Origin of the sequence: Pontibacterium granulatum (genome assembly GCF_029961155.1) — a bacterium.
In the GTDB taxonomy this organism is placed as follows: domain Bacteria; phylum Pseudomonadota; class Gammaproteobacteria; order Pseudomonadales; family Balneatricaceae; genus Pontibacterium; species Pontibacterium granulatum.
In genome coordinates this window covers 180129-200061 of sequence record NZ_JASBRH010000008.1, presented here as the reverse complement: position 1 = coordinate 200061, position 19933 = coordinate 180129, and the positions used below count along the sequence as shown (strand labels likewise).

At 55.0% G+C, this 19933-nt stretch carries 14 protein-coding genes; 3 read left to right on the top strand and 11 right to left on the bottom strand.

The window, feature by feature from the left end; genetic code table 11:
• Positions 1 to 118: 118 nt before the first annotated feature.
• Positions 119 to 1783 (top strand): energy-dependent translational throttle protein EttA, encoded by a 1665-nt coding sequence (ettA, locus tag QKW35_RS10000; protein WP_282352752.1) that lies wholly within the window; start codon positions 119 to 121, stop codon positions 1781 to 1783.
• 159 nt (positions 1784 to 1942) lie between these two features.
• Here ettA and QKW35_RS09995 read toward each other — a convergent pair whose 3' ends face one another.
• Together QKW35_RS09995 and QKW35_RS09990 are read right to left on the bottom strand one after the other, a co-directional pair.
• Positions 1943 to 2149: a hypothetical protein gene (locus QKW35_RS09995; RefSeq protein WP_282352751.1), complete on the bottom strand. Its 207-nt coding sequence runs from the start codon at positions 2147 to 2149 to the stop codon at positions 1943 to 1945.
• A 218-nt stretch (positions 2150 to 2367) separates the two neighbouring features.
• Positions 2368 to 2598 carry a hypothetical protein gene (locus tag QKW35_RS09990; RefSeq protein WP_282352750.1) on the bottom strand — a complete coding sequence of 77 codons (231 nt, stop codon included), beginning with the start codon at positions 2596 to 2598 and terminating at the stop codon, positions 2368 to 2370.
• Between the two features lie 191 nt (positions 2599 to 2789).
• Here QKW35_RS09990 and QKW35_RS09985 point away from each other — a divergent pair, with 191 nt between their 5' ends.
• Positions 2790 to 3197, top strand: coding sequence for a PilZ domain-containing protein (locus QKW35_RS09985; protein WP_282352749.1), 408 nt, complete (start codon positions 2790 to 2792; stop codon positions 3195 to 3197).
• A gap of 23 nt (positions 3198 to 3220) precedes the next feature.
• Here the strand turns inward: QKW35_RS09985 and radA are convergent, their stop codons facing one another.
• Entirely contained in the window at positions 3221 to 4600 is a 1380-nt protein-coding gene (gene radA / locus QKW35_RS09980) for a DNA repair protein RadA (RefSeq protein WP_282352748.1), read from the bottom strand.
• A gap of 158 nt (positions 4601 to 4758) precedes the next feature.
• Between radA and QKW35_RS09975 the strand changes: the two genes are divergently transcribed.
• The gene (locus QKW35_RS09975; protein WP_282352747.1) at positions 4759 to 6033 is read left to right on the top strand and encodes an O-acetylhomoserine aminocarboxypropyltransferase/cysteine synthase family protein; all 1275 of its coding nucleotides are present in this window, start codon (positions 4759 to 4761) and stop codon (positions 6031 to 6033) included.
• On the opposite strand, the gene can is transcribed toward QKW35_RS09975, so the two are convergent.
• The 8 genes from can to QKW35_RS09935 all read right to left on the bottom strand — a co-directional run bounded on the left by can (position 6034) and on the right by QKW35_RS09935 (position 19924).
• Entirely contained in the window at positions 6034 to 6774 is a 741-nt protein-coding gene (gene can / locus QKW35_RS09970; protein WP_282352746.1) for a carbonate dehydratase, read from the bottom strand.
• 115 nt (positions 6775 to 6889) lie between these two features.
• Positions 6890 to 7957, bottom strand: a complete 1068-nt coding sequence (gene hemE, locus QKW35_RS09965; RefSeq protein ID WP_282352745.1) for a uroporphyrinogen decarboxylase — start codon at positions 7955 to 7957, stop codon at positions 6890 to 6892.
• 174 nt (positions 7958 to 8131) lie between these two features.
• On the bottom strand, positions 8132 to 9553 hold the full coding sequence (locus QKW35_RS09960) for an FAD-dependent oxidoreductase (protein WP_282352744.1): 1422 nt from the start codon (positions 9551 to 9553) through the stop codon (positions 8132 to 8134).
• 78 nt (positions 9554 to 9631) lie between these two features.
• Positions 9632 to 14089 carry a glutamate synthase large subunit gene (gene gltB / locus QKW35_RS09955; RefSeq protein ID WP_282352743.1) on the bottom strand — a complete coding sequence of 1486 codons (4458 nt, stop codon included), beginning with the start codon at positions 14087 to 14089 and terminating at the stop codon, positions 9632 to 9634.
• Between the two features lie 194 nt (positions 14090 to 14283).
• On the bottom strand, positions 14284 to 16137 hold the full coding sequence (locus QKW35_RS09950; protein WP_282352742.1) for an AAA family ATPase: 1854 nt from the start codon (positions 16135 to 16137) through the stop codon (positions 14284 to 14286).
• 11 nt (positions 16138 to 16148) lie between these two features.
• Positions 16149 to 17249: a 3-dehydroquinate synthase gene (aroB, locus tag QKW35_RS09945; protein ID WP_282352741.1), complete on the bottom strand. Its 1101-nt coding sequence runs from the start codon at positions 17247 to 17249 to the stop codon at positions 16149 to 16151.
• Between the two features lie 40 nt (positions 17250 to 17289).
• Positions 17290 to 17808 (bottom strand): shikimate kinase AroK, encoded by a 519-nt coding sequence (gene aroK / locus QKW35_RS09940; RefSeq protein WP_282352835.1) that lies wholly within the window; start codon positions 17806 to 17808, stop codon positions 17290 to 17292.
• 4 nt (positions 17809 to 17812) lie between these two features.
• Positions 17813 to 19924: a type IV pilus secretin PilQ gene (locus QKW35_RS09935; protein ID WP_282352740.1), complete on the bottom strand. Its 2112-nt coding sequence runs from the start codon at positions 19922 to 19924 to the stop codon at positions 17813 to 17815.
• Positions 19925 to 19933 lie beyond the last annotated feature (9 nt).

Genomic DNA, 19933 nt, shown 5'->3' with positions numbered 1-19933 from the left:
AGCATAGCTCGCAAGAAAAATCATGCCACTGGCTTATTTGATCGGTATCAAGTTGGCGTTTAATAGCCCCAATCGTTTAAAATTCCCGCATCTTGATTCACTGACAGGTTCTGAGCGAATGGCACAGTACGTTTATTCCATGAATCGCGTTGGCAAAATTGTTCCGCCAAAACGCGAAATCCTTAAAGACATCTCCCTCTCTTTCTTCCCGGGCGCCAAGATCGGTGTTTTGGGCCTGAACGGCGCGGGTAAATCCACCCTGCTGCGCATCATGGCGGGTGTTGACCAGGAGTACATCGGTGAAGCTCGCCCGATGCCAGGCATCAACGTGGGTTACCTGGAACAGGAACCAAAGCTGGACGAATCCAAAACCGTACGCGAAGTTGTTGAAGAAGCCGTTGCCGATGTTAAAGAGGCGCTGGCAGGTCTGGACGCGGTGTACGCGGCCTACGCAGAACCGGACGCAGACTTCGACGAGCTGGCAAAGAAACAGGCACACTTCGAAAACCTGATTCAGGCGAAGGATGGCCACAACCTGGACACTGCACTGGAGCGTGCGGCTGATGCGATGCGTCTGCCGGCATGGGATGCAAAGATCGAACACCTCTCCGGTGGTGAGCGCCGCCGTGTAGCCCTGTGTCGTCTGCTGCTGGATAAGCCAGACATGCTGCTGCTGGACGAACCGACCAACCACCTGGATGCAGAGTCCGTTGCCTGGATCGAGCGTTTCCTGCAGGAATACCCGGGCACCGTGGTAGCGATTACCCACGACCGTTACTTCCTGGACAACGCAGCTGGCTGGATTCTGGAACTGGACCGCGGTCGCGGTATCCCGTACGAAGGCAACTACTCTTCCTGGCTGGAACAGAAAGAGAAACGTCTGGAGATGGAAGCGAAGCAGGAGGCGGCACACCGCAAGTCTGTTGCGTCCGAGCTGGAGTGGGTTAAGCAGGGCCAGAAAGGTCGTCAGTCCAAGTCCAAGGCGCGTCTGAAGCAGTTCGAAGAGATGCAGTCCAAGGAGTTCCAGACCCGTAACGAAACCCAGGAGATCTACATTCCACCGGGTCCACGTCTGGGTGAAAAAGTTATCGAAGCCAACGGTATTTCTAAAGCGTTCGGTGACAAGGTTCTGTTCGAAGACCTGAGCTTCTCCATCCCACAGGGTGCGATCGTCGGCATTATCGGTGGTAACGGTGCGGGTAAATCCACACTGTTCAAGATGATCACTGGCGAAGAGACCCCGGATACCGGTTCTATCGAGTTGGGCTCCACCGTAGAGCTGGCGTATGTAAACCAGAGCCGCGAATTGGACGGTAGTAAGACTGTCTTCGAAGAGATCTCCGACGGTCAGGACAACATCGTGGTGGGTAACTACACCACGTCTTCCCGTGCATACTGCGGCCGTTTCAACTTCAAAGGCGGCGACCAGCAGAAGTTCGTGAAAGACCTGTCCGGTGGTGAGCGCAACCGCCTGCACATGGCGAAGCTGCTGAAAGAAGGTGGCAACGTGCTGCTGCTTGACGAACCGACCAACGACCTGGACGTGGAAACCCTGCGTGCGCTTGAGGAAGCGCTGCTGGCCTTCCCGGGTTGCGCGGTAGTGATCTCGCACGACCGTTGGTTCCTGGACCGTATCTGTACCCACATGCTGGCGTACGAGGGCGAATCCAAGGTTGAGTTCTTCGAAGGTAACTACAGCGAGTACCAGGAAGACTACAAACGTCGTTACGGTAAAGAGCACCAGCCAGAGCGCATCAAATACAAGCGTATGGCAGACCGTTAATCGATCTGAAAACACGAAAGGGCGCACATCGATGCGCCCTTTTTTGTGTCTGCCCCTGATTATCTACTTCCGTTTTTCTAAACTAGCACACCTTGCAAGCTAAGCCCTGAACGCAAAACCACAATAAAAATCATCCGTATTCAGATACTGCCGGGGATACTAACGCCCCCGATACAGTTCCGGATCATATATATTTGGCTGTTTTGGCATCGCGTTGTCGTGATCGTCTTCATCCATTTCACGCATCTCTTCCCGCCCGAGAAAATAGACCTCCTTGCGGTCAAGGTAATGGGTCGCTAACAACAGCTCCCCAAACGGCTCAACGCTTGGCGGGTCTGGTGGCAATGGATAGGCCTGCACTGTCAAAGTGACTCCCAGGCACAAAAGGATCGAACAAAGAAGCTTCATAGGTAAGCCCTCAGCCAAAAGGCATCGTAAAAAGACGGGTCTTAGTCTCTACATAGATGCCGGATATGAAATCAGGCTGAAAGGACGGGATTCTTGCGGCATATTGCATGCAGGAAAATAGAAAAAGCCGTACTGCGTTGTACAGCCTTTTCCCTGTGGATAACTAAGACCAGGTGTTAGTTGCTGCCACGATACAGATCTGCGTCGTAAACAGTACTCTCGAGAGAATCGAATACCGCACCGTCCAGCTCGACAACTTCGTTATCCACATACTGAGTAGCACTCTGGAAGTTGGTGCCACCAGTTGTGAATTCCTGGTCACTCTGCACACCATAAGTGTTAGCAGCCACAGCGGTACCGGAAGCCAGAACCAAACCCAGTGCAATTGCAGACGTTAGCGCTTTCATGATGTTTTCCTCGGGTGTCGTTGAATGTGCTTGTCATGTTAGAAACGCTTCCTGAAACGAGCCTGAAACGACGAGGCAAGTCATATACCAATAAATTCTAAAATAACGTTCATGTGACATAAGCATGGGATGTTTGATCTTTGGAAGATTCCCACCACCCGGTTTCCTCACTGAGAAAATATGCTGCTAATATGATGACACTCGAGAACAAGAAGGAGCAGGTTGTGACTGCAAGCGATGTATCAGGCGACCGTCGACGCTTTACCCGTATCCACTTCGATGCACAGACGGAGATCTGCCATGCAGGTCAGCAGCAGTCAGTGCAGTTGATGGATATTTCATTCAATGGTTTGTTAGTCCAGAGCAATGTTTCTCTGGCGATTCAACAAGGCGCTGAAGTTGAAGCCCGTATTCATATCGGCGACAACATTTTGCATATTCCTGCGGTACTGACCCACCATCGCGATGATCTCTACGGTTTTCATATCGAGCGACTGGACATCGACTGTGCAACCCACCTGCACCGGTTGGTTGAGCTCAACCTGGGCGATGAGACGCTGCTGAAACGCGAGCTTGAACACCTCATGCCCAATCCATAACATGGTTGTTTAATCCTTGCCCGTCAGATGGCATCCAATGCCTCTGACAGGCAGGTCACACCCACAACTTCCATCCCGTCGATCCGCTCTTTAGGCATATTGGACTTCGGCACGATAGCCCGACGAAAGCCATGTTTCGCAGCTTCGCGGATGCGCTCCTGACCGTTGGGTACCGGGCGGATTTCACCCGACAATCCCACCTCTCCAAACGCCATCAGGTCCTGCGGCAACGCACTGTCTCGGAAGCTGGATACCACCGCCAGCAGCAACGCCAGGTCAGCCCCTGTCTCGAGGACCTTGACGCCACCCACTACGTTCACAAATACATCCTGATCGCCTGTCATCAAGCCGCCATGGCGATTCAGTACGGCCAGTAACATTGCCAGACGGTTCTGCTCCAGACCTACCGCAACACGACGGGGATTATTCATATGGGATTCGTCCACCAGCGCCTGAATCTCCACCAGCAACGGCCGGGTACCTTCCCAAACGACCATCACCACGCTGCCGGGACTTGGCGTTTCCGACTGCTGCAGGAAGATAGAGCTGGGATTACGTACCTCTTTCAGGCCGTTCTCCAGCATTGCAAACACCCCCAGTTCATTCACCGCACCGAAGCGGTTCTTATGGGAACGCAGGGTCCGGAAGCGGGAATCAGACGAGCCCTCCAGCTGCAGGGAACAGTCGATCATATGCTCCAGCACCTTCGGACCAGCGAGACTACCGTCTTTGGTCACATGGCCCACCAGGAACAAGACGGTGCCGGTTTGTTTGGCATAACGGGTCAGATAAGCCGCCCCCTCTCGCACCTGGGACACCGACCCCGGTGCGGAGCTGACATCTGCCACATGCATCACCTGAATGGAGTCGATCACCATAACCTTAGGCTTAACCTGGTCTGCGGTGGCGCAGATCTGCTCGACAGAGGTTTCCGACAACATCTTCAGTTGGTCCGTTGGCAGGCCCAGGCGATTGGCGCGCAACGCCACCTGCTGCAAAGATTCCTCACCGGTCACATAAAGTGCAGGCATCTTGGCCGCCAGGTGACACACCGTCTGCAGCAACAAGGTACTTTTACCGGCGCCCGGATGGCCACCAATCAGGATTGCCGAGCCCGGCACGAGGCCACCACCGAGCACGCGATCCAGCTCCACCGAAGCGGTGGAGAAACGCGGCATCTCCTCCAGATTTACTTCAGAGAGATTGACTACCCTCTTCTGCTGTCCTGCACCGCCCGCATAACCGTCAAAACGCGCATTGCGGGACGCACTGCCACTGGTGGCACTTGCCAAACGGACTTCCGTCAAGGTATTCCATGCCTGACAAGCGGTACACTGCCCCTGCCATTTGCTGTAATCCGCACCGCAATCGTTGCACACGTATGCCGTTTTTTGCCGGGCCATGCCGTTCTCCACTCAGGTGATCAAGTTGCCCATTCTACAAAATCGGATCGTTCGGCTGAAAGTCTTCTTTATTTCTGGATTGCAGTCACTACAATCGATAAACCGAATAAATATATAACGACAATCCGATCCTGAGATCGGGGCTGAGGATAGAAGTGATGAAATTGGAAACTATTGCCGTACACGGTGGTTACGAACCGGACCCAACCACCAAAGCCGTGGCCGTGCCTGTCTATCAGACCACCTCCTACGCATTCGACGATGCCCAGCACGGTGCAGACCTGTTTGACCTGAAAGTACAGGGCAACATCTACACCCGCATCATGAACCCAACCACGGACGTGCTGGAAAAGCGTGTTGCAGAGATGGAAGGCGGTGTTGCCGCACTGGCAGTAGCCTCTGGTATGGCAGCCATCACCTACACCATCCAGACCATTGCGGAGGTGGGTGACAACATCGTTTCCACTTCAGAGCTGTACGGCGGTACCTATAACCTGTTCGCACACACGCTGCCACGCCAAGGTATAGAAGTACGCTTTGCCAACAAGGACGACTTCACTGAGATCGAAAGCAAGATCAACGAAAAAACCAAGGCGCTGTACTGTGAATCCGTGGGTAACCCGTCCGGCGGCATCGCAGACATCGAGAAGCTGGCCGAGATCGCTCATCGCAACGGTATCCCGCTGGTTGTGGATAACACCGTACCAAGCCCGGCGATGTGGCGCCCGATCGAGCACGGTGCCGACATCGTTGTTCATGCGGCGACCAAATACATCGGCGGTCACGGTAACTCCATCGGTGGGGTGATCGTTGATTCCGGCAAGTTCCCATGGGCTGACAACGCTGAGCGTTTCCCGCTGTTGAACACCCCTGACGTGTCCTACCACGGCGTGGTGTACACCGAAGCCTTTGGTCCTGCTGCCTTTATCGGTCGCTGTCGTGTAGTACCATTGCGTAACATGGGTGCGGCATTGTCGCCGATGAACGCTTTCCTGCTGATTCAGGGTATCGAAACCCTGTCCCTGCGTATGGAGCGTATCAACGAGAACACACAAAAAATCGCGCAGTTCCTGGAACAGCACGACGCGGTGAGCTGGGTGAAATACGCAGGCCTGGAGACCCACAAGGATTACGCGCTCGCACAGAAATACATGAACGGCAATGCGTCAGGCATCCTGAGCTTCGGTCTGAAAGCGGGCCGTGAAGCGACCCGTCAGTTCTACGACGCGCTGCAGATATTCACCCGTCTGGTGAACATCGGTGACTGCAAGTCCCTGGCATCGATCCCGGCTGAAACCACCCACCGTCAGCTAAATGACGAAGAGCTGGCTTCTGCCGGTGTATCGCCTGAGATGGTGCGCCTGTCGATCGGCATTGAACATATCGATGATCTGATCGCCGACCTGGATCAGGCGCTGGCGGCGGTTAAGTAATCAGCGGAACAGCTGATTCAGCTTACCCCACAGGGAACGGGCGTTTTTAGCGTCCGTTTCTTCATCCGTACTTTTCTTCATCATATCGCCCAGTAACTCAATCTTGCGCAATGCAACACGATACTGCTCGTCCACCTCAATAGCACTGGCGGCGTTGAATTCCAGATCGTTCACCAGACCGTCGTTCAGGCCATACACCCAACCATGCACAGTCAGCTCCTGACCGCTGGCCCAGGCCTCCTGCACAATCGTGGTTTCACACACGTTTAATGCCTGCTCAATCACATTCAACTCACACAGGCGGTCCAGCTGCTCTTTTTCCGAATCCGACCAGGCAGACAGCAGATCCCTGTGTTTGCTATATACGCTTCGGATGTTACGCAACCAGTTATCGATCATGCCGTGCGGCGTGGAATCGATTGACGCCTGCACACCACCGCAGCCGTAGTGGCCCACTACCATGATGTGTTTAACTTTCAGGACCTGCACCGCATACTGGATTACCGACAGGCAGTTCATATCGGTGTGTACCACAACGTTGGCCACATTGCGGTGAACAAACAGTTCGCCCGGCAGCATGCCTACAATTTCGTTGGCAGGCACGCGGCTGTCGGAGCAACCGATCCAGAGGTATTCCGGTGCCTGTTGCTGCGCTAGCTTCTCAAAAAATTGCGGGTCGTCCTGGCTGATTTTCTCAGCCCATTCGCGGTTACTTTCAAGTAATGGCGTAAGGGGGTTCATATGTTTCTTTCGTTAACTCTATTCAGATTAAGGGGGGCTTGGCACGCCCGGGCGATATACTCCGCCCTCAAAAAAGGGACTAAATAAGTCCCTTTAATTTTTACTGTTATTTAATTTACGCCTGGTGATATTTGGCGCTTAGCTCGTGAACCGCATCCACGAACACTTTCGGCGCTGCCGGATCCACGAACTGGTGGATACCGTGGCCCAGGTTAAATACGTGGCCGCTGCCGCTGCCGTAGGAGGCCAGGATGGTCTCGACCTCTTCACGGATACGGGCTTCCGGTGCATACAGCACGCTTGGGTCCATATTGCCCTGCAGGGCCACGCGGTCGCCAACACGTGCACGTGCATTGCCGATGTCGGTGGTCCAGTCCAGACCCAGCGCATCAGCACCGGCATCTGCGATGTGCTCCAGCCACTGGCCACCGTTCTTGGTGAACAGGATCACCGGTACTTTACGACCATCGTGCTCACGGATCAGACCGGATACGATCTGCTCCATGTATTTCAGGGAGAACTCACGGTACATCGGACCGCTCAGCGCGCCACCCCAGGTATCGAAAATCTGCACCGCCTGCGCACCACAACGGATCTGCTCGTTCAGGTAGTCGGTGACGGACTGTGCCAGCTTGTTCAGCAGTTCATGCAGGATTTCAGGCGTCGCGTACATCATCTGCTTGATATGACGGAAATCCTTGCTGGAACCACCCTCAACCATGTAGGTCGCCAGCGTCCAGGGGCTGCCGGAGAAACCGATCAGCGGCACGCGGCCATTCAGTTCACGACGGATGGTTTTTACGGCACCCATCACGTAGTCCAGATCGCTAGCAGCGTTCGGTACCGGCAGATCAGCGACGTCCTGTTCGGTACGGATGATCTTCTTGAAGCGCGGACCTTCGCCGGTCTCGAAGTACAGGCCCAGGCCCATCGCATCAGGTATGGTCAAAATGTCGGAAAACAGAATCGCAGCGTCCAGCTCGTAACGCTCCAGCGGCTGAATGGTGACTTCGCACGCCAGTTCGTTGTTTTTACACAGACTCAGGAAGTCACCCGCCTGGGCGCGGGTTGCGCGGTACTCAGGTAGATAACGTCCGGCCTGACGCATCATCCAAACCGGGGTTACGTCTACCGGCTCACCCAGCAGCGCTCGCAGAAAACGATCGTTTTTCAATTCAGCCATTTTTTCAGCCATACCAACAGTTAAGTAATTCGAATGCGCCTATTCTACTCAGTTCGCGCAGGAATTGCGCTGCAACTTGCGCATTGGTTTCTGAAGCAGATCAAAGAACGTATACACAAATCGCAAACTACAAAAAAGGCCGCTCTAAGCGGCCCTTTTCAGTGTCGTTCCGGATCAGACTTCCAGGTAATCCATGATCCCTTCGGCCGCCTTACGGCCTTCAGCAATCGCGGTTACCACCAGATCGGAACCACGTACCATATCGCCACCGGCGAATACTTTCGGGTTGCTGGTCTGGAAAGCGAATTGGGACGCTTCCGGTGCTTTTACGCGACCGTCTTCGTGCAGATCGATACCGAAGTCAGCAAACCAAGGCGCCGGGCTTGGACGGAAACCAAACGCCACCAGGATTGCATCCGCAGGCAGGATCTCTTCAGAACCTGGCACCACTTCCGCACGGCGACGGCCGTTTTCATCCGGCTCACCCATCTTGGTGGATACCACCTTGATACCGGTCACTTTGCCGTTTTCACCGACAACCTCAACCGGCTGACGGTTAAACATGAACTGCACACCCTCTTCGCGTGCGTTTTCCACTTCACGCTTGGAGCCCGGCATGTTCGCTTCGTCACGACGGTAGGCACAGATTACGGATTCAGCCCCCTGACGGATCGAGGTACGGTTACAGTCCATTGCGGTGTCACCACCACCCAGAACCACAACCTTCTTCCCTTTCATATCCACGAAGCCGTTTTCGTCCTGTGGGTAACCCAGACAGTTGTTCACGTTGGAGATCAGGAATGGCAGCGCATCAAACACGCCGTCCAGATCTTCACCTGGGAAGCCGCCTTTCATGTAGGTGTAGGTACCCATCCCTAAGAACACTGCATCGTACTGGTCGATCAGGTCCTGCATGGTCACATCTTTGCCCACTTCAGTGCCCAGACGGAACTCGACGCCCATCTCTTCGAACACTTCGCGACGACGGGTCATCACGTTCTTTTCCAGTTTGAATTCTGGAATACCGAAGGTCAGCAGACCACCGATCTCAGGGTTACGATCGAAGACAACCGGTTTAACGCCGTTGCGTACCAGGATGTCAGCACAGCCCAGACCCGCAGGGCCTGCACCGATGATCGCGACTTTCTTGTCAGTCTCAGGTACGTGAGACATATCCGGACGCCAGCCCATCGCAAAGGCGGTGTCGGTGATGTACTTCTCGACCGAACCGATGGTTACGGCACCGAAGCCATCATTCAGAGTGCACGCGTCTTCACACAGACGGTCCTGTGGACAAACACGGCCACAGACTTCCGGCAGCGAGTTAGTCTGGTGGCTCAGGTTAGCCGCTTCAATGATGTTGCCTTCGGAAACCAGCTTCAGCCAGTTCGGAATATGGTTGTGAACCGGACACTTCCAGGAGCAATACGGGTTACCGCACTCCAAGCAGCGGTGCGACTGCTCAGCCGCATCTTCTTTTTTGAACGGTTCGTAGATCTCGGCAAATTCCTTTTTACGAACGTCCGCCTCAATCTTGCTCGGTCCTTCTCGGGACACATCGAGGAACTGGAAATCGTTCTGCAAACGTTGAGTCATGTTCCCACCTCATTTGGGCGCCTGCCGCGGCAGGCGCTCGTTGCTCTTTCACCTGTTAATTAAAACGCCCGAATCTGTTTATTCAGGACGGCTGCGCATGTTGTCCAGCAGGTCACCCAGGCTTGCCGCCTTTGGTTTAACCAGCCAGAAACGACCGATAAAGTCGTCGAAGTTATCCAGGATCTCCTGACCCCAGGCGCTGCCCGTCTCTCTGACAAACTCGATGATCACAGAGCGCAGGTGGTTCTTGTACGCTTCCATCTGTTCGGTATGGACGCGGTGGATCTCAACCAGCTCGTGGTTGTAGTTATCCACAAAGGTATTTTCCTGATCCAGTACGTAGGCGAAACCACCGGTCATACCTGCACCGAAGTTGTAGCCTGTTGGACCCAGTACGGTGACCAGACCGCCGGTCATGTATTCACAGCAGTGGTCGCCGGCACCTTCGATGACCGCGTGGACACCGGAGTTACGTACTGCAAATCGCTCACCGGCACAGCCCGCCGCAAACAGCTTACCGCCGGTTGCACCGTACAGACAGGTATTACCCATAATTGAGGTTTCGTTGGACTTGTAAGTCACCTCGTCAAATGGACGCAGGACAATCTTACCGCCCGCCATGCCTTTACCAACGTAGTCGTTGGCGTCACCTTCCAGGTACAGGCTTTGACCACCGGCGTTCCACACACCGAAGGACTGACCTGCATGCCCTTTGAACTTGAAGGTGATCGGCTGGTCCGCCATCCCCTGGTTACCGTGTGCTTTCGCAATGGCACCGGAGGTACGCGCACCTACAGAACGGTCACAGTTTGTGATGGTCAGAGACCACTCGCCGCCCTGTTTGCCTTCGATCGCCACCTGAGTCAGCTCCAGCATCTGCTGGTTCAGGGTTGCCGGATCGTATGGTTCGTTACGCTCAACCTGACAGGTCTGCGGGTATTCCGCAGGCACACCACCGTCGGAAACGATCGGGGTCAGGTCCAGGTTCTTCTGTTTATTGGTTTCGCCATCCAGGATCTCCAGCAGGTCAACACGGCCCACCAGCTCTTCCATGGAGCGAACACCCAGCTGCGCCATCCACTGACGCGCCTCTTCTGCCACAAAGCGGAAGAAGTTCTTAACCATCTCAACGGTACCGCGGAAGTAGTCTTCACGCAGTTTCTCGTTCTGGGTTGCAACACCGGTCGCGCAGTTGTTCAGGTGACAGATACGCAGGTATTTACAACCCAGCGCCACCATCGGCATGGTACCGAAGCCAAAGCTTTCCGCACCCAGAATCGCGCCCTTCACCACATCCAGACCGGTCTTAAGACCGCCGTCTGTCTGCAGACGGACACTGCCACGCAGATGGTTACCACGCAGGGACTGGTGTGCATCGGACAGACCCAGCTCCCATGGGGAACCGGCATAGTGGATAGAGGTCAGCGGGGATGCCGCAGTACCGCCGTCGTAACCGGAGATGGTGATCAGGTCCGCATAGGCTTTAGCCACACCACACGCGATGGTGCCAACACCCGGACGGGATACCAGTTTCACGGATACCAGACCTTCAGGGTTAACCTGTTTCAGGTCGAAGATCAGCTGCGCCAGGTCCTCGATAGAGTAGATATCGTGGTGCGGCGGCGGCGAGATCAGGGTCACGCCCGGTACGGAGTAACGCAGGCGTGCGATCAGGTTGTTGACCTTACCACCCGGCAGCTGACCACCTTCACCCGGCTTCGCGCCCTGGGCGACTTTGATCTGCATAACTTCGGCGTTAACCAGATACTCAGGGGTTACACCGAAACGACCGGATGCTACCTGCTTGATCTTGGAACGCTTCATGGTGCCGTGACGGGCTTCGTCTTCACCACCTTCACCGGAGTTGGAGCGGCCACCCAGTTCGTTCATCGCTACCGCCAGCGCTTCGTGCGCTTCCGGCGACAGTGCGCCCAGAGACATCGCAGCAGAATCGAAGCGCTTGAAGATGTTCTCAACAGGTTCTACGTCATCGACGGAGATGGACTTAACGTTTTTACGCAGAGACAGCAGGTCACGGATAGTGGCAACACCACGCTTGTTCACCAGATCAGCATACTTCTGGTAGACCGCGTAGTTACCGGACTCAACCGCTTCGTGGATGGTACGTACCACGTCCGGGTTGTAGGCGTGGTATTCACCGTCGTGCTTGTACTTCAGCAGACCGCCGGCCTGAATCGGCTTACGCGCAGTCCAGGCTTCTTGCGCCAGCAGACCCTGCTCGTACTGGAAGTCTTCAAAGCGCGCGCCTTCGATGCGGCTGGTTACGCCCTTGAAGCAGAGATCAACGATCTCGCTGCTCAGACCAATCGCTTCGAACAACTGTGCACCACGGTAAGAGGCGATAGTGGAGATACCCATCTTGGACAGGATCTTCATCAGGCCTTTGTTGATACCTTTACGGTAGTTCTCGTGGGAATCCAGCGGTTCCATCGGCAGTTCGCCGCTTGCGCACAGGTCGTTCAGAACGCGGTACGCCAGGTACGGATACACCGCGGTCGCACCGAAACCGAACAGGACAGCGAAGTGGTGAGGGTCACGCACAGTGCCGGACTCAACAACGATGTTGGAATCACAACGCAGACCTTTCTCTACCAGACGGTGGTGTACCGCACCGGTTGCCATCGCAGCGTGTACTGGTAGGCAGTCACGGGCGATTGCGGAGTCGGACAGCACCAGGATAACTTTGCCGTTGCGGACAGCCTGCTCGGCTTTATCCGCGATCGCAACGATCGCGTCTTCCAGAGTAGTGTCGTTCGGATTGTAGTTCAGATCGATGATCTCAACGTCGAACCCTTCAACATCGTTGTCACGCAGACGACGGAACTTGCTTGCAGACAGCACTGGCGTGGTCAGAATCACACGACGAGCATGCTGCGGCGTCTCTTCGAAGACGTTCTGCTCGGCACCGATACAGGTTTCCAGAGACATTACGATCGCTTCACGCAGCGGGTCGATCGGCGGGTTGGTTACCTGCGCGAACTGCTGACGGAAGTAGTCGTAAACGGAACGCACACGGCTGGACAGAACCGCCATCGGCTTGTCGTCACCCATGGAACCTACCGCTTCCATACCGGTTTCACCCAGTGGACGCAGGACCTGGTCGCGCTCTTCGAAAGTCACCTGGAACATCTTCATGTGGGTCTTCACTTCTTCCGGAGACATATCACGGAAGGAGCGGGACTCCTCAGTCAGGTTCATGGTCTGTTCCAGACGCATGGCATTTTCTTTCAGCCATTTCTTGTATGGCTGTGCCTTCTTCAGGCGGTTGTCCACATCTTCGGTGTGCAGTACTTCACCGCTGGACGTATCGATTGCCAGGATCTGGCCTGGACCTACACGGCCCTGTGCCACAATATCTTCTGGCTGGTAATCGAACACACCGATCTCAGATGCGGTACAGATGTAACCCTGCTTGGTCATCACCCAGCGGGATGGACGCAGCCCGTTGCGGTCAAGCATACATACGGCGTATCGACCGTCGGTCATTACCATACCGGCAGGGCCGTCCCACGGCTCCATGTGCATGGAGTTGTAGTCGTAGAATGCACGCAGTTCGGAATCCATGGTATCTACGTTCTGCCATGCCGGTGGCACGATCATACGTACCGCACGGTAGATATCCACGCCACCGACCAGCAGGAACTCCAGCATGTTGTCCATGGAGGAGGAGTCGGAACCGGTGGTGTTTACGATCGGCTGCAGTTCATCCAGATTTGGCAGCAGCTCGGTCTTGAACTTGCTCGCACGCGCTTTCGCCCAGTTACGGTTACCTTCAACCGTGTTGATCTCACCGTTGTGCGCCAGGAAGCGGAACGGCTGAGCCAGCGGCCAGCGCGGTGCCGTGTTGGTAGAGAAACGCTGGTGATACGTACACACCGCGGTTTCCAGGCGTGGGTCTGCCAGATCTTTGAAGAACACTGGCAGGTCAACCGGCATGGTCAGGCCTTTGTAGGAGATGACCTTGTCGGAAAGACTGGCAATGTAGAAATCTTCGTCGGCAGACATTGCGATCTCGGCCTTACGACGAGCGACATACAGGCTAATACCAAATTCGCGCTCGGTTTTGCCACCGTCTGCGATAAATACCTGCTCAATCTGAGGCAAGGTGTCTTTGGCGATAGGCCCCAGACAACTATCATCAGTTGGAACCACACGCCAACCTGTTACTCCCAGACCTTCAGCTTCCAGCGCTGCATTTACAGCATCGCGAGCTGCCTGAGCGGACGCGGCGTCTCGTGGCAGGAAAACCATGCCTACAGCGTACTGCTCACCCAGTTCGGTATTCAGCTCTTCTTTTGCTACGGTGCGCAGGAAACCGTCAGGTTTCTGCATCAACAGGCCACAACCGTCACCTGTCTTACCGTCAGCAGCGATACCGCCTCGGTGAGTCATGCAGGCCAGTGCTTCAATCGCTTTTTCCAGCAGATCGTGGCTAGGCTGGCCCTGCATATGTGCCATAAGGCCAAAGCCACAGTTATCCTTAAACTCGCCGGGGCGATAAAGACCCTTGCTCATAAGCCCTCACTCAAAATTCTTTATAATCAATATCTTACGTAATGCCCCTTATGCTGCAGTTGCGCAGTGCAGACAAAAAGGGGAAGCCATTTTACACACGAAGCTCTAGAAGAACAAATTTTAGACAAGCAGGAGGGCTCGAAATGGCCCTGAAAACCATCCCGAAAAAGAGGCAAGTGATTGTTTATAAAGGACTAACGTTTGCGGATGTCGCTATGGATACCTTTCATGCTTCGTGCCCATGGACGCAGCTTTTTAAGACCCTGAGGGAGACCTGAAACCGCATTTGTCGCCTGTTTTCGATCAGCATAAGAGCCGTACACAACTACGTACCACGGCTTACCTTTAAAAAGGGTGGCAAAGACCCGCAAACCGTCCTGATCTGCGTATGTTCTCACAAAACGCTCAGTGCTGGATTTCTCACGCGCACCCAGTAACTGCAGAGTATAATTGCCCGCCGGTTCGGCCAGCAGCAACTTCTCATCGGCAAGAATTCGGGCACTGCGCGGCACCTGACCTTCGGACAACGCAACGTCGGCCTGTTTTTCAGGCTTTACCGGCGCTTTCTCTAGCGGCTTTTGTACTGGCTCGGAGCGATCCACAACCTTCGGCATTGTTGCCGCAGCCGGTTTTGGGGCGGTAATCGCAACCGATTCCGGTCCAGGTGTCTTCTCTTCTATAGCGGCTGACACTATCACTGTCTGCGCTGCTGGTTTCTCCTGGGTAACACCCTTCGGTGTTACGACAATCGGCTTACCAGGTTTTGGCTCTCTTGGTCGTTCCGCCTTCGCGCTGGCGGGTTCAACCGGAGTGTCAGCAACCACTCCGCCCTTCACGTTGAGAGACGCTGGCGTGTCTATTTCCGACTGAGCCATAACTGATACAAACTCTGGTTCAGGCTGTTGTGGTGGCGTTGCAACCTTGCTTTCCGCCCGCACCTCGGCCTGAGGCTCCGCTTCCTGAACGGTGAGCACCGGCTCCGGATTCAGTGTCGGCGCAACCGCAACCGGTGCGACGGGCTCCTGCGTCAGACGCACCTCCTGCTCAGCCAGACGCTTATCCAGCTCAGACACCTCAAGCGTTTTAGACTGCCCGGGAACAGAGAGATGAAGCGGTACTTTAACCCGTTTGCTGCCCGCATCAACTGTTACGATTGGCGCCTCATCCGGGGCGAAGGTCCAGGCTGCAGCAATGGTGATCATAATCAACAGAAGCGCTATGCCGCCCATATGCAATGGCGGGAGTGGAAACGCCCGACGTCCGCCAGGCGCCTCCTGTGCCGCGGGCGGCAACGTCTTTGGAGCCTTGTCGGTTTTTTGCGCTTTTGGTTTCTTTGTCGGTTTAGCCTTCGCGGGAGCACCGCCGCTCAAATGCCCCGGAAAGCCCCCGGAACGCTTAACCATCGCATTGATATCTTTTTCGGACATCATGCGCGCACCCGGCACCGCCTGCAGGACAAACTCCTTCATCTCTTCATCGGCAAAAGGTTCCAGCGGCAACTGATGGTAACGCCCCGCCAGTGCGTCCAGCCAGCGGCTGTTTTCCAGACGTTCAGCCAGCTCCGGCTGCCCCACCAGCAACAACTGAGGGGCGGTGCCATCGTTGTTATCATGCGCCAGCTGCAGGTTGATCAGCAGGTCCAAGGCTTCGTCGGACAAGCGATCCGCATCGTCCACCATGATCAGCAGGCGTTGGCCATGATCACGGGTCACCTTGATCTGTTCGTTCAGCGCTTCAAGCTTACCCTGATCGTTGTCGATAAAATTACCGTGGCTCGGCAACTGGGCCAACAAGCCAGACAACAAGGTGCCCAATGACAGGCCATCCAGCACCGATATCAGACAGGCATGAACACTGTTATCAGCGGTTGAGGGAGAGATCTGCTTCAGCAGGGTGGTTTTACCCACACCGTTTTCGCCAGTCAGCAGCAGAAGGAAATCGGAAAAGCGGATCAGGTGACGGACTTTATCGACCAGTTGCAGGCGCGACTCCGGCTCATAATACGCGGTGTTGCTTAGCGTGGTCATTACGGATTGTCCGTCACTCACTAAATTGATCCTCAGGCGTTGTCAGAGCGACCCAACTGTTCACCAGCGGCCAGCGTTTCTTCCAACAGCGCCGCCGGGAAGTCAGCCGTAACCACTGCTTCGCCCAGTTGCTTGAGCAACACCAGGCGCAACTGGCCATCAATCACCTTTTTATCCACAGCCATCAGGTTTTTGAAGTCGTCTTCGCTCATGTTGTCCGGAGCAATCACCGGCAACTTGGCCGCTTCCAAAATCATACGCACGCGGTCGACATCCGCTTGAGGGATCCACCCCAGGCGGTGTGACAGGTCGGTCGCCATCATAGTACCGGCCCCCACCGCTTCGCCGTGTAACCACTGGCCGTAGCCTTGGTGTGCTTCAATCGCGTGCCCAAAGGTGTGTCCCAGATTAAGAAGCGCACGGATACCAGACTCTTTCTCATCCTGTGCCACCACTTCTGCCTTCACCTCACATGAACGGAAGATCGCCTGGATCAACTCCTGCGGTGCACGGCTATTCAGCGCATCCATGTTGGCTTCCAGCCAGCTCAGGAATTCCGCGTCATAGATCAGGCCATACTTGATCACCTCAGCCAGGCCCGCTGCCAGCTCACGTTCAGGCAGGGTATTCAGCACCGTGGTATCAATCACCACACAGCGCGGCTGATGAAAAGCGCCAATCATGTTTTTGCCCTGCGGATGGTTCACACCGGTCTTACCGCCCACGGAGGAGTCCACCTGGGACAGCAGCGTTGTCGGCACCTGCACAAAATCCACGCCACGCTGGTAACACGCCGCCGCAAAACCGGTCATGTCGCCAATTACACCGCCGCCCAGCGCAATCAGAGTTGTTGTGCGGTTATGGCGGCAGGTTAACAGTTGATCAAAGATGGTATTGATCTGATCCAGATTTTTGTACTGTTCACCGTCGGGCAGAATAACCGTATCCACCTGATATCCGTCGCCCAGGCTCGCCTGCAGACGTTCCAGATAAAGCGGAGCCACCGTTTCGTTGGAGACGATCATCACCTGCTTGCCGCGGATATGCTCGCGCATCAGGCCCTGGTCCAGCAAGCCTTCGCCGATAAAGATCGGGTAGCTTCGATCACCAAGATCAACGTTCAGTGTTTTCATAGCTTCGCTCATAGGTGGGATTGGCTCGATAGGGCAGCGCTTATACGCGCTGCTGGTAATTTCGGATAATTTCGGTCACAACGGAACGGGGATGGCGCTTGTCGGTACGCACCAGCAGGTCACATACGTCGCGATACAACGGATCGCGTCGCGCCAGCAGATCGGTGAGCACCTGCTTAGGGTTCTCTGTTTGCAGCAGCGGACGGTTTTTGTCCCGCGCGGTGCGCTCCAGCTGCTGCTCAACCGAGGTATAAAGATAAACCACATACCCCCCGCCCTGCAGGTGGGCACGGTTTGCATCACGCTGCACGGCACCACCACCAGTGGCCAACACGATATTATCGCGCTGACACAGTTCGCCGATCACGGCTTCTTCACGATCCCGGAAACCGTCTTCACCCTCAACATCGAAGATCCACGGGATATCAGCGCCTGCGCGCTCCTCAATCTCGCGATCGGAATCGATATAGGTCATTTTCAGTTCCTGGGAAAGCAAACGGCCTATGGTGCTTTTACCTGCACCCATAGGCCCCACTAGAAAGATATTCAATTCGGTCAGCCCGTTAGTTGATGGTCAGGGACTCCCGAATCAATTTTGGCGTAATAAAGATCAGGAGTTCCGTTTTTACCCCTGTATTCTCTTTGTTCTTGAAAAGATTGCCAAGTACCGGCAGGTCACCCAACAACGGAGTTTTATTTACAACCTCGGAGGTGGTGTTCTGGAACACGCCTCCCAAGACAATAGTTTGACCGTCCGGGACCACCACGGCCGTCTCCAGTTCGTTGTTATCAATAGTGATCTGGCCATTGAAGGTGGTCTCACCCAGAGAGTCCTGCTTGATCAACAAATCCATGGCGATTCGGTCACCAGGATTGATGCGCGGAGTCACTTCCAAACGCAGCACGACATCCTTGAATTCAATTTTGACCTCCCCATCTTCTACGGTCTGATAAGCAATCTCGCGACCGGATTCGATGCTTGCCGTTTTACCGTTCATGGTCACAATCTTCGGCTGGGAGATGATCTCTGCCTGACCGTCACTCTGCAGCGCCGACAGCTCCAGAGCCAGCAGCGAGCTACTGCCGGGCTTAATACCAATTGCGATAGAAGACGGATTGGTCACGGTAGCCCCCAGGTCAACCATCAGGTTACCTGCTGTGGGCCCTACCGCGCCGCCACTCACCACGTTGCCGATATCACTACTCAACTTAAAGCCGTTGTCATCGTTGTTGTCGTAACCGAAGCCCCATTTCACCCCTAAGTCCTTAGTGACGGAAGAGCGAGCGGTCACCAGACGCGCCTCGATCAACACCTGCTCCACTTCGACGTCAAACTTACGCAGGGTCTTACGAATCTCCTGCAAAGCCTTCTCGGTATCACGCACCATCAGGACGTTGGTCTCATCGTCCGCCATTACAAAGCCACGCTCAGGCGTGATCAACTTGGCATCTTCCAAGTGGGTTTTCATGTCCGATGCTTTTCGGAAATCCACCTGAATGTACTGGGTCTGCAGTGGCGCCAGCTCTTCGATTTTCTTGCTGTTTTCAAGCTCCTGCTCTTCACGTTTGGCGATTTCTTCCGCCTTGGCAACCAGCAGCACATTACCGAGGATACGCTTATCCAGACCTTCGGTGCGCAGCACAATGTCCAGTGCCTGATCCCATGGAACATTCTTCAGGCGCAAAGTGATATTGCCATCCACCTCGTCGCTGACCACCAGGTTCAGCTCAGCCACTTCAGCTATGATCTGTAACACTGAGCGCAGTTCAACATCCTGGAAGTTCAGGTCTATCGGCTCTCCACTGTATGGAAACAGTTCTTTCTTACGCTCTTCCGCCTCCTCACTGGTCTCCGGTTTGAAATCCAGTACCAATTGAGTCCCGGTCTGATACGCCAGGTAGTTGTAGGGTTCTGCCCCTGGCTTCACCAGCACCGTAGTGTTTTCACCGGCCCCCATGGAGTCTATAAACATCACCGGCGTGGCAAAGTCCTGCACGTCCACGCGCTGCTCCAGGGCACGGGACAGGCTGGCACCCAAGAGGTTCACCACAACGTTGTTGCCCTCTTCCTGGATATCCACACCGGCCTTATCATCGGACAGGCTGATTACCACACGCCCCATCCCCTCTTCAACACGCTTGAAGTCTATACCGGTAATACGGGTGGATTCAGGCTCCAGCGGCTGATTCGGCTTTGCGGCCAGTTTCGCCTGCTCCAGCTTGCTTGGTTTGCGCTTTTCGGTGACCGTCGCATCCCCTTCACCAATCACAACAAACAGGCTGTTCTGGTCGGTAAAAGCACGGTAGCCCGTCGACTCGTAAAGACTGGCCACGATACGCAGGCGGCCTTCAACCTGAGCGAAGCTGACACTGTCTAAAACACCGGTAGCAACCGTCAGATTCTTGTTTTCCAGATCGCTGGTCACACCAAACAGGTCCATCACGATACGTGCCGGTTGATCGATCTGGTAACTTTTCGGCAGCGGTGGCGGGGCATCAAAATCGAAGCGCAACTCCACCTTTTTTCCCGGTAATGCAACAAACTTGGCGTCTTTCAGCAGCATCTCCGCCGAAGCGAGCGGTGCGATGCAGAGCATCAGCAGCGACAGCAAGAACCCAGCCAGCAGGCTGTAACCGCTTTTCAGCATCCGATTTTCAACAATTAACCTAGCCACAACCTGATC

What these genes read in the sequence shown, in the direction of transcription:
- can (WP_282352746.1), bottom strand. Translation starts at nt 6,774, where the DNA reads ATGAACCCCCTTACGCCATTACTTGAAAGTAACCGCGAATGGGCTGAG.
- QKW35_RS09985 (WP_282352749.1), top strand. Translation starts at nt 2,790, where the DNA reads ATGATGACACTCGAGAACAAGAAGGAGCAGGTTGTGACTGCAAGCGAT.
- QKW35_RS09990 (WP_282352750.1), bottom strand. Translation starts at nt 2,598, where the DNA reads ATGAAAGCGCTAACGTCTGCAATTGCACTGGGTTTGGTTCTGGCTTCC.
- gltB (WP_282352743.1), bottom strand. Translation starts at nt 14,089, where the DNA reads ATGAGCAAGGGTCTTTATCGCCCCGGCGAGTTTAAGGATAACTGTGGC.
- radA (WP_282352748.1), bottom strand. Translation starts at nt 4,600, where the DNA reads ATGGCCCGGCAAAAAACGGCATACGTGTGCAACGATTGCGGTGCGGAT.
- hemE (WP_282352745.1), bottom strand. Translation starts at nt 7,957, where the DNA reads ATGGCTGAATTGAAAAACGATCGTTTTCTGCGAGCGCTGCTGGGTGAG.
- ettA (WP_282352752.1), top strand. Translation starts at nt 119, where the DNA reads ATGGCACAGTACGTTTATTCCATGAATCGCGTTGGCAAAATTGTTCCG.
- QKW35_RS09975 (WP_282352747.1), top strand. Translation starts at nt 4,759, where the DNA reads ATGAAATTGGAAACTATTGCCGTACACGGTGGTTACGAACCGGACCCA.
- aroB (WP_282352741.1), bottom strand. Translation starts at nt 17,249, where the DNA reads ATGAAAACACTGAACGTTGATCTTGGTGATCGAAGCTACCCGATCTTT.
- QKW35_RS09960 (WP_282352744.1), bottom strand. Translation starts at nt 9,553, where the DNA reads ATGACTCAACGTTTGCAGAACGATTTCCAGTTCCTCGATGTGTCCCGA.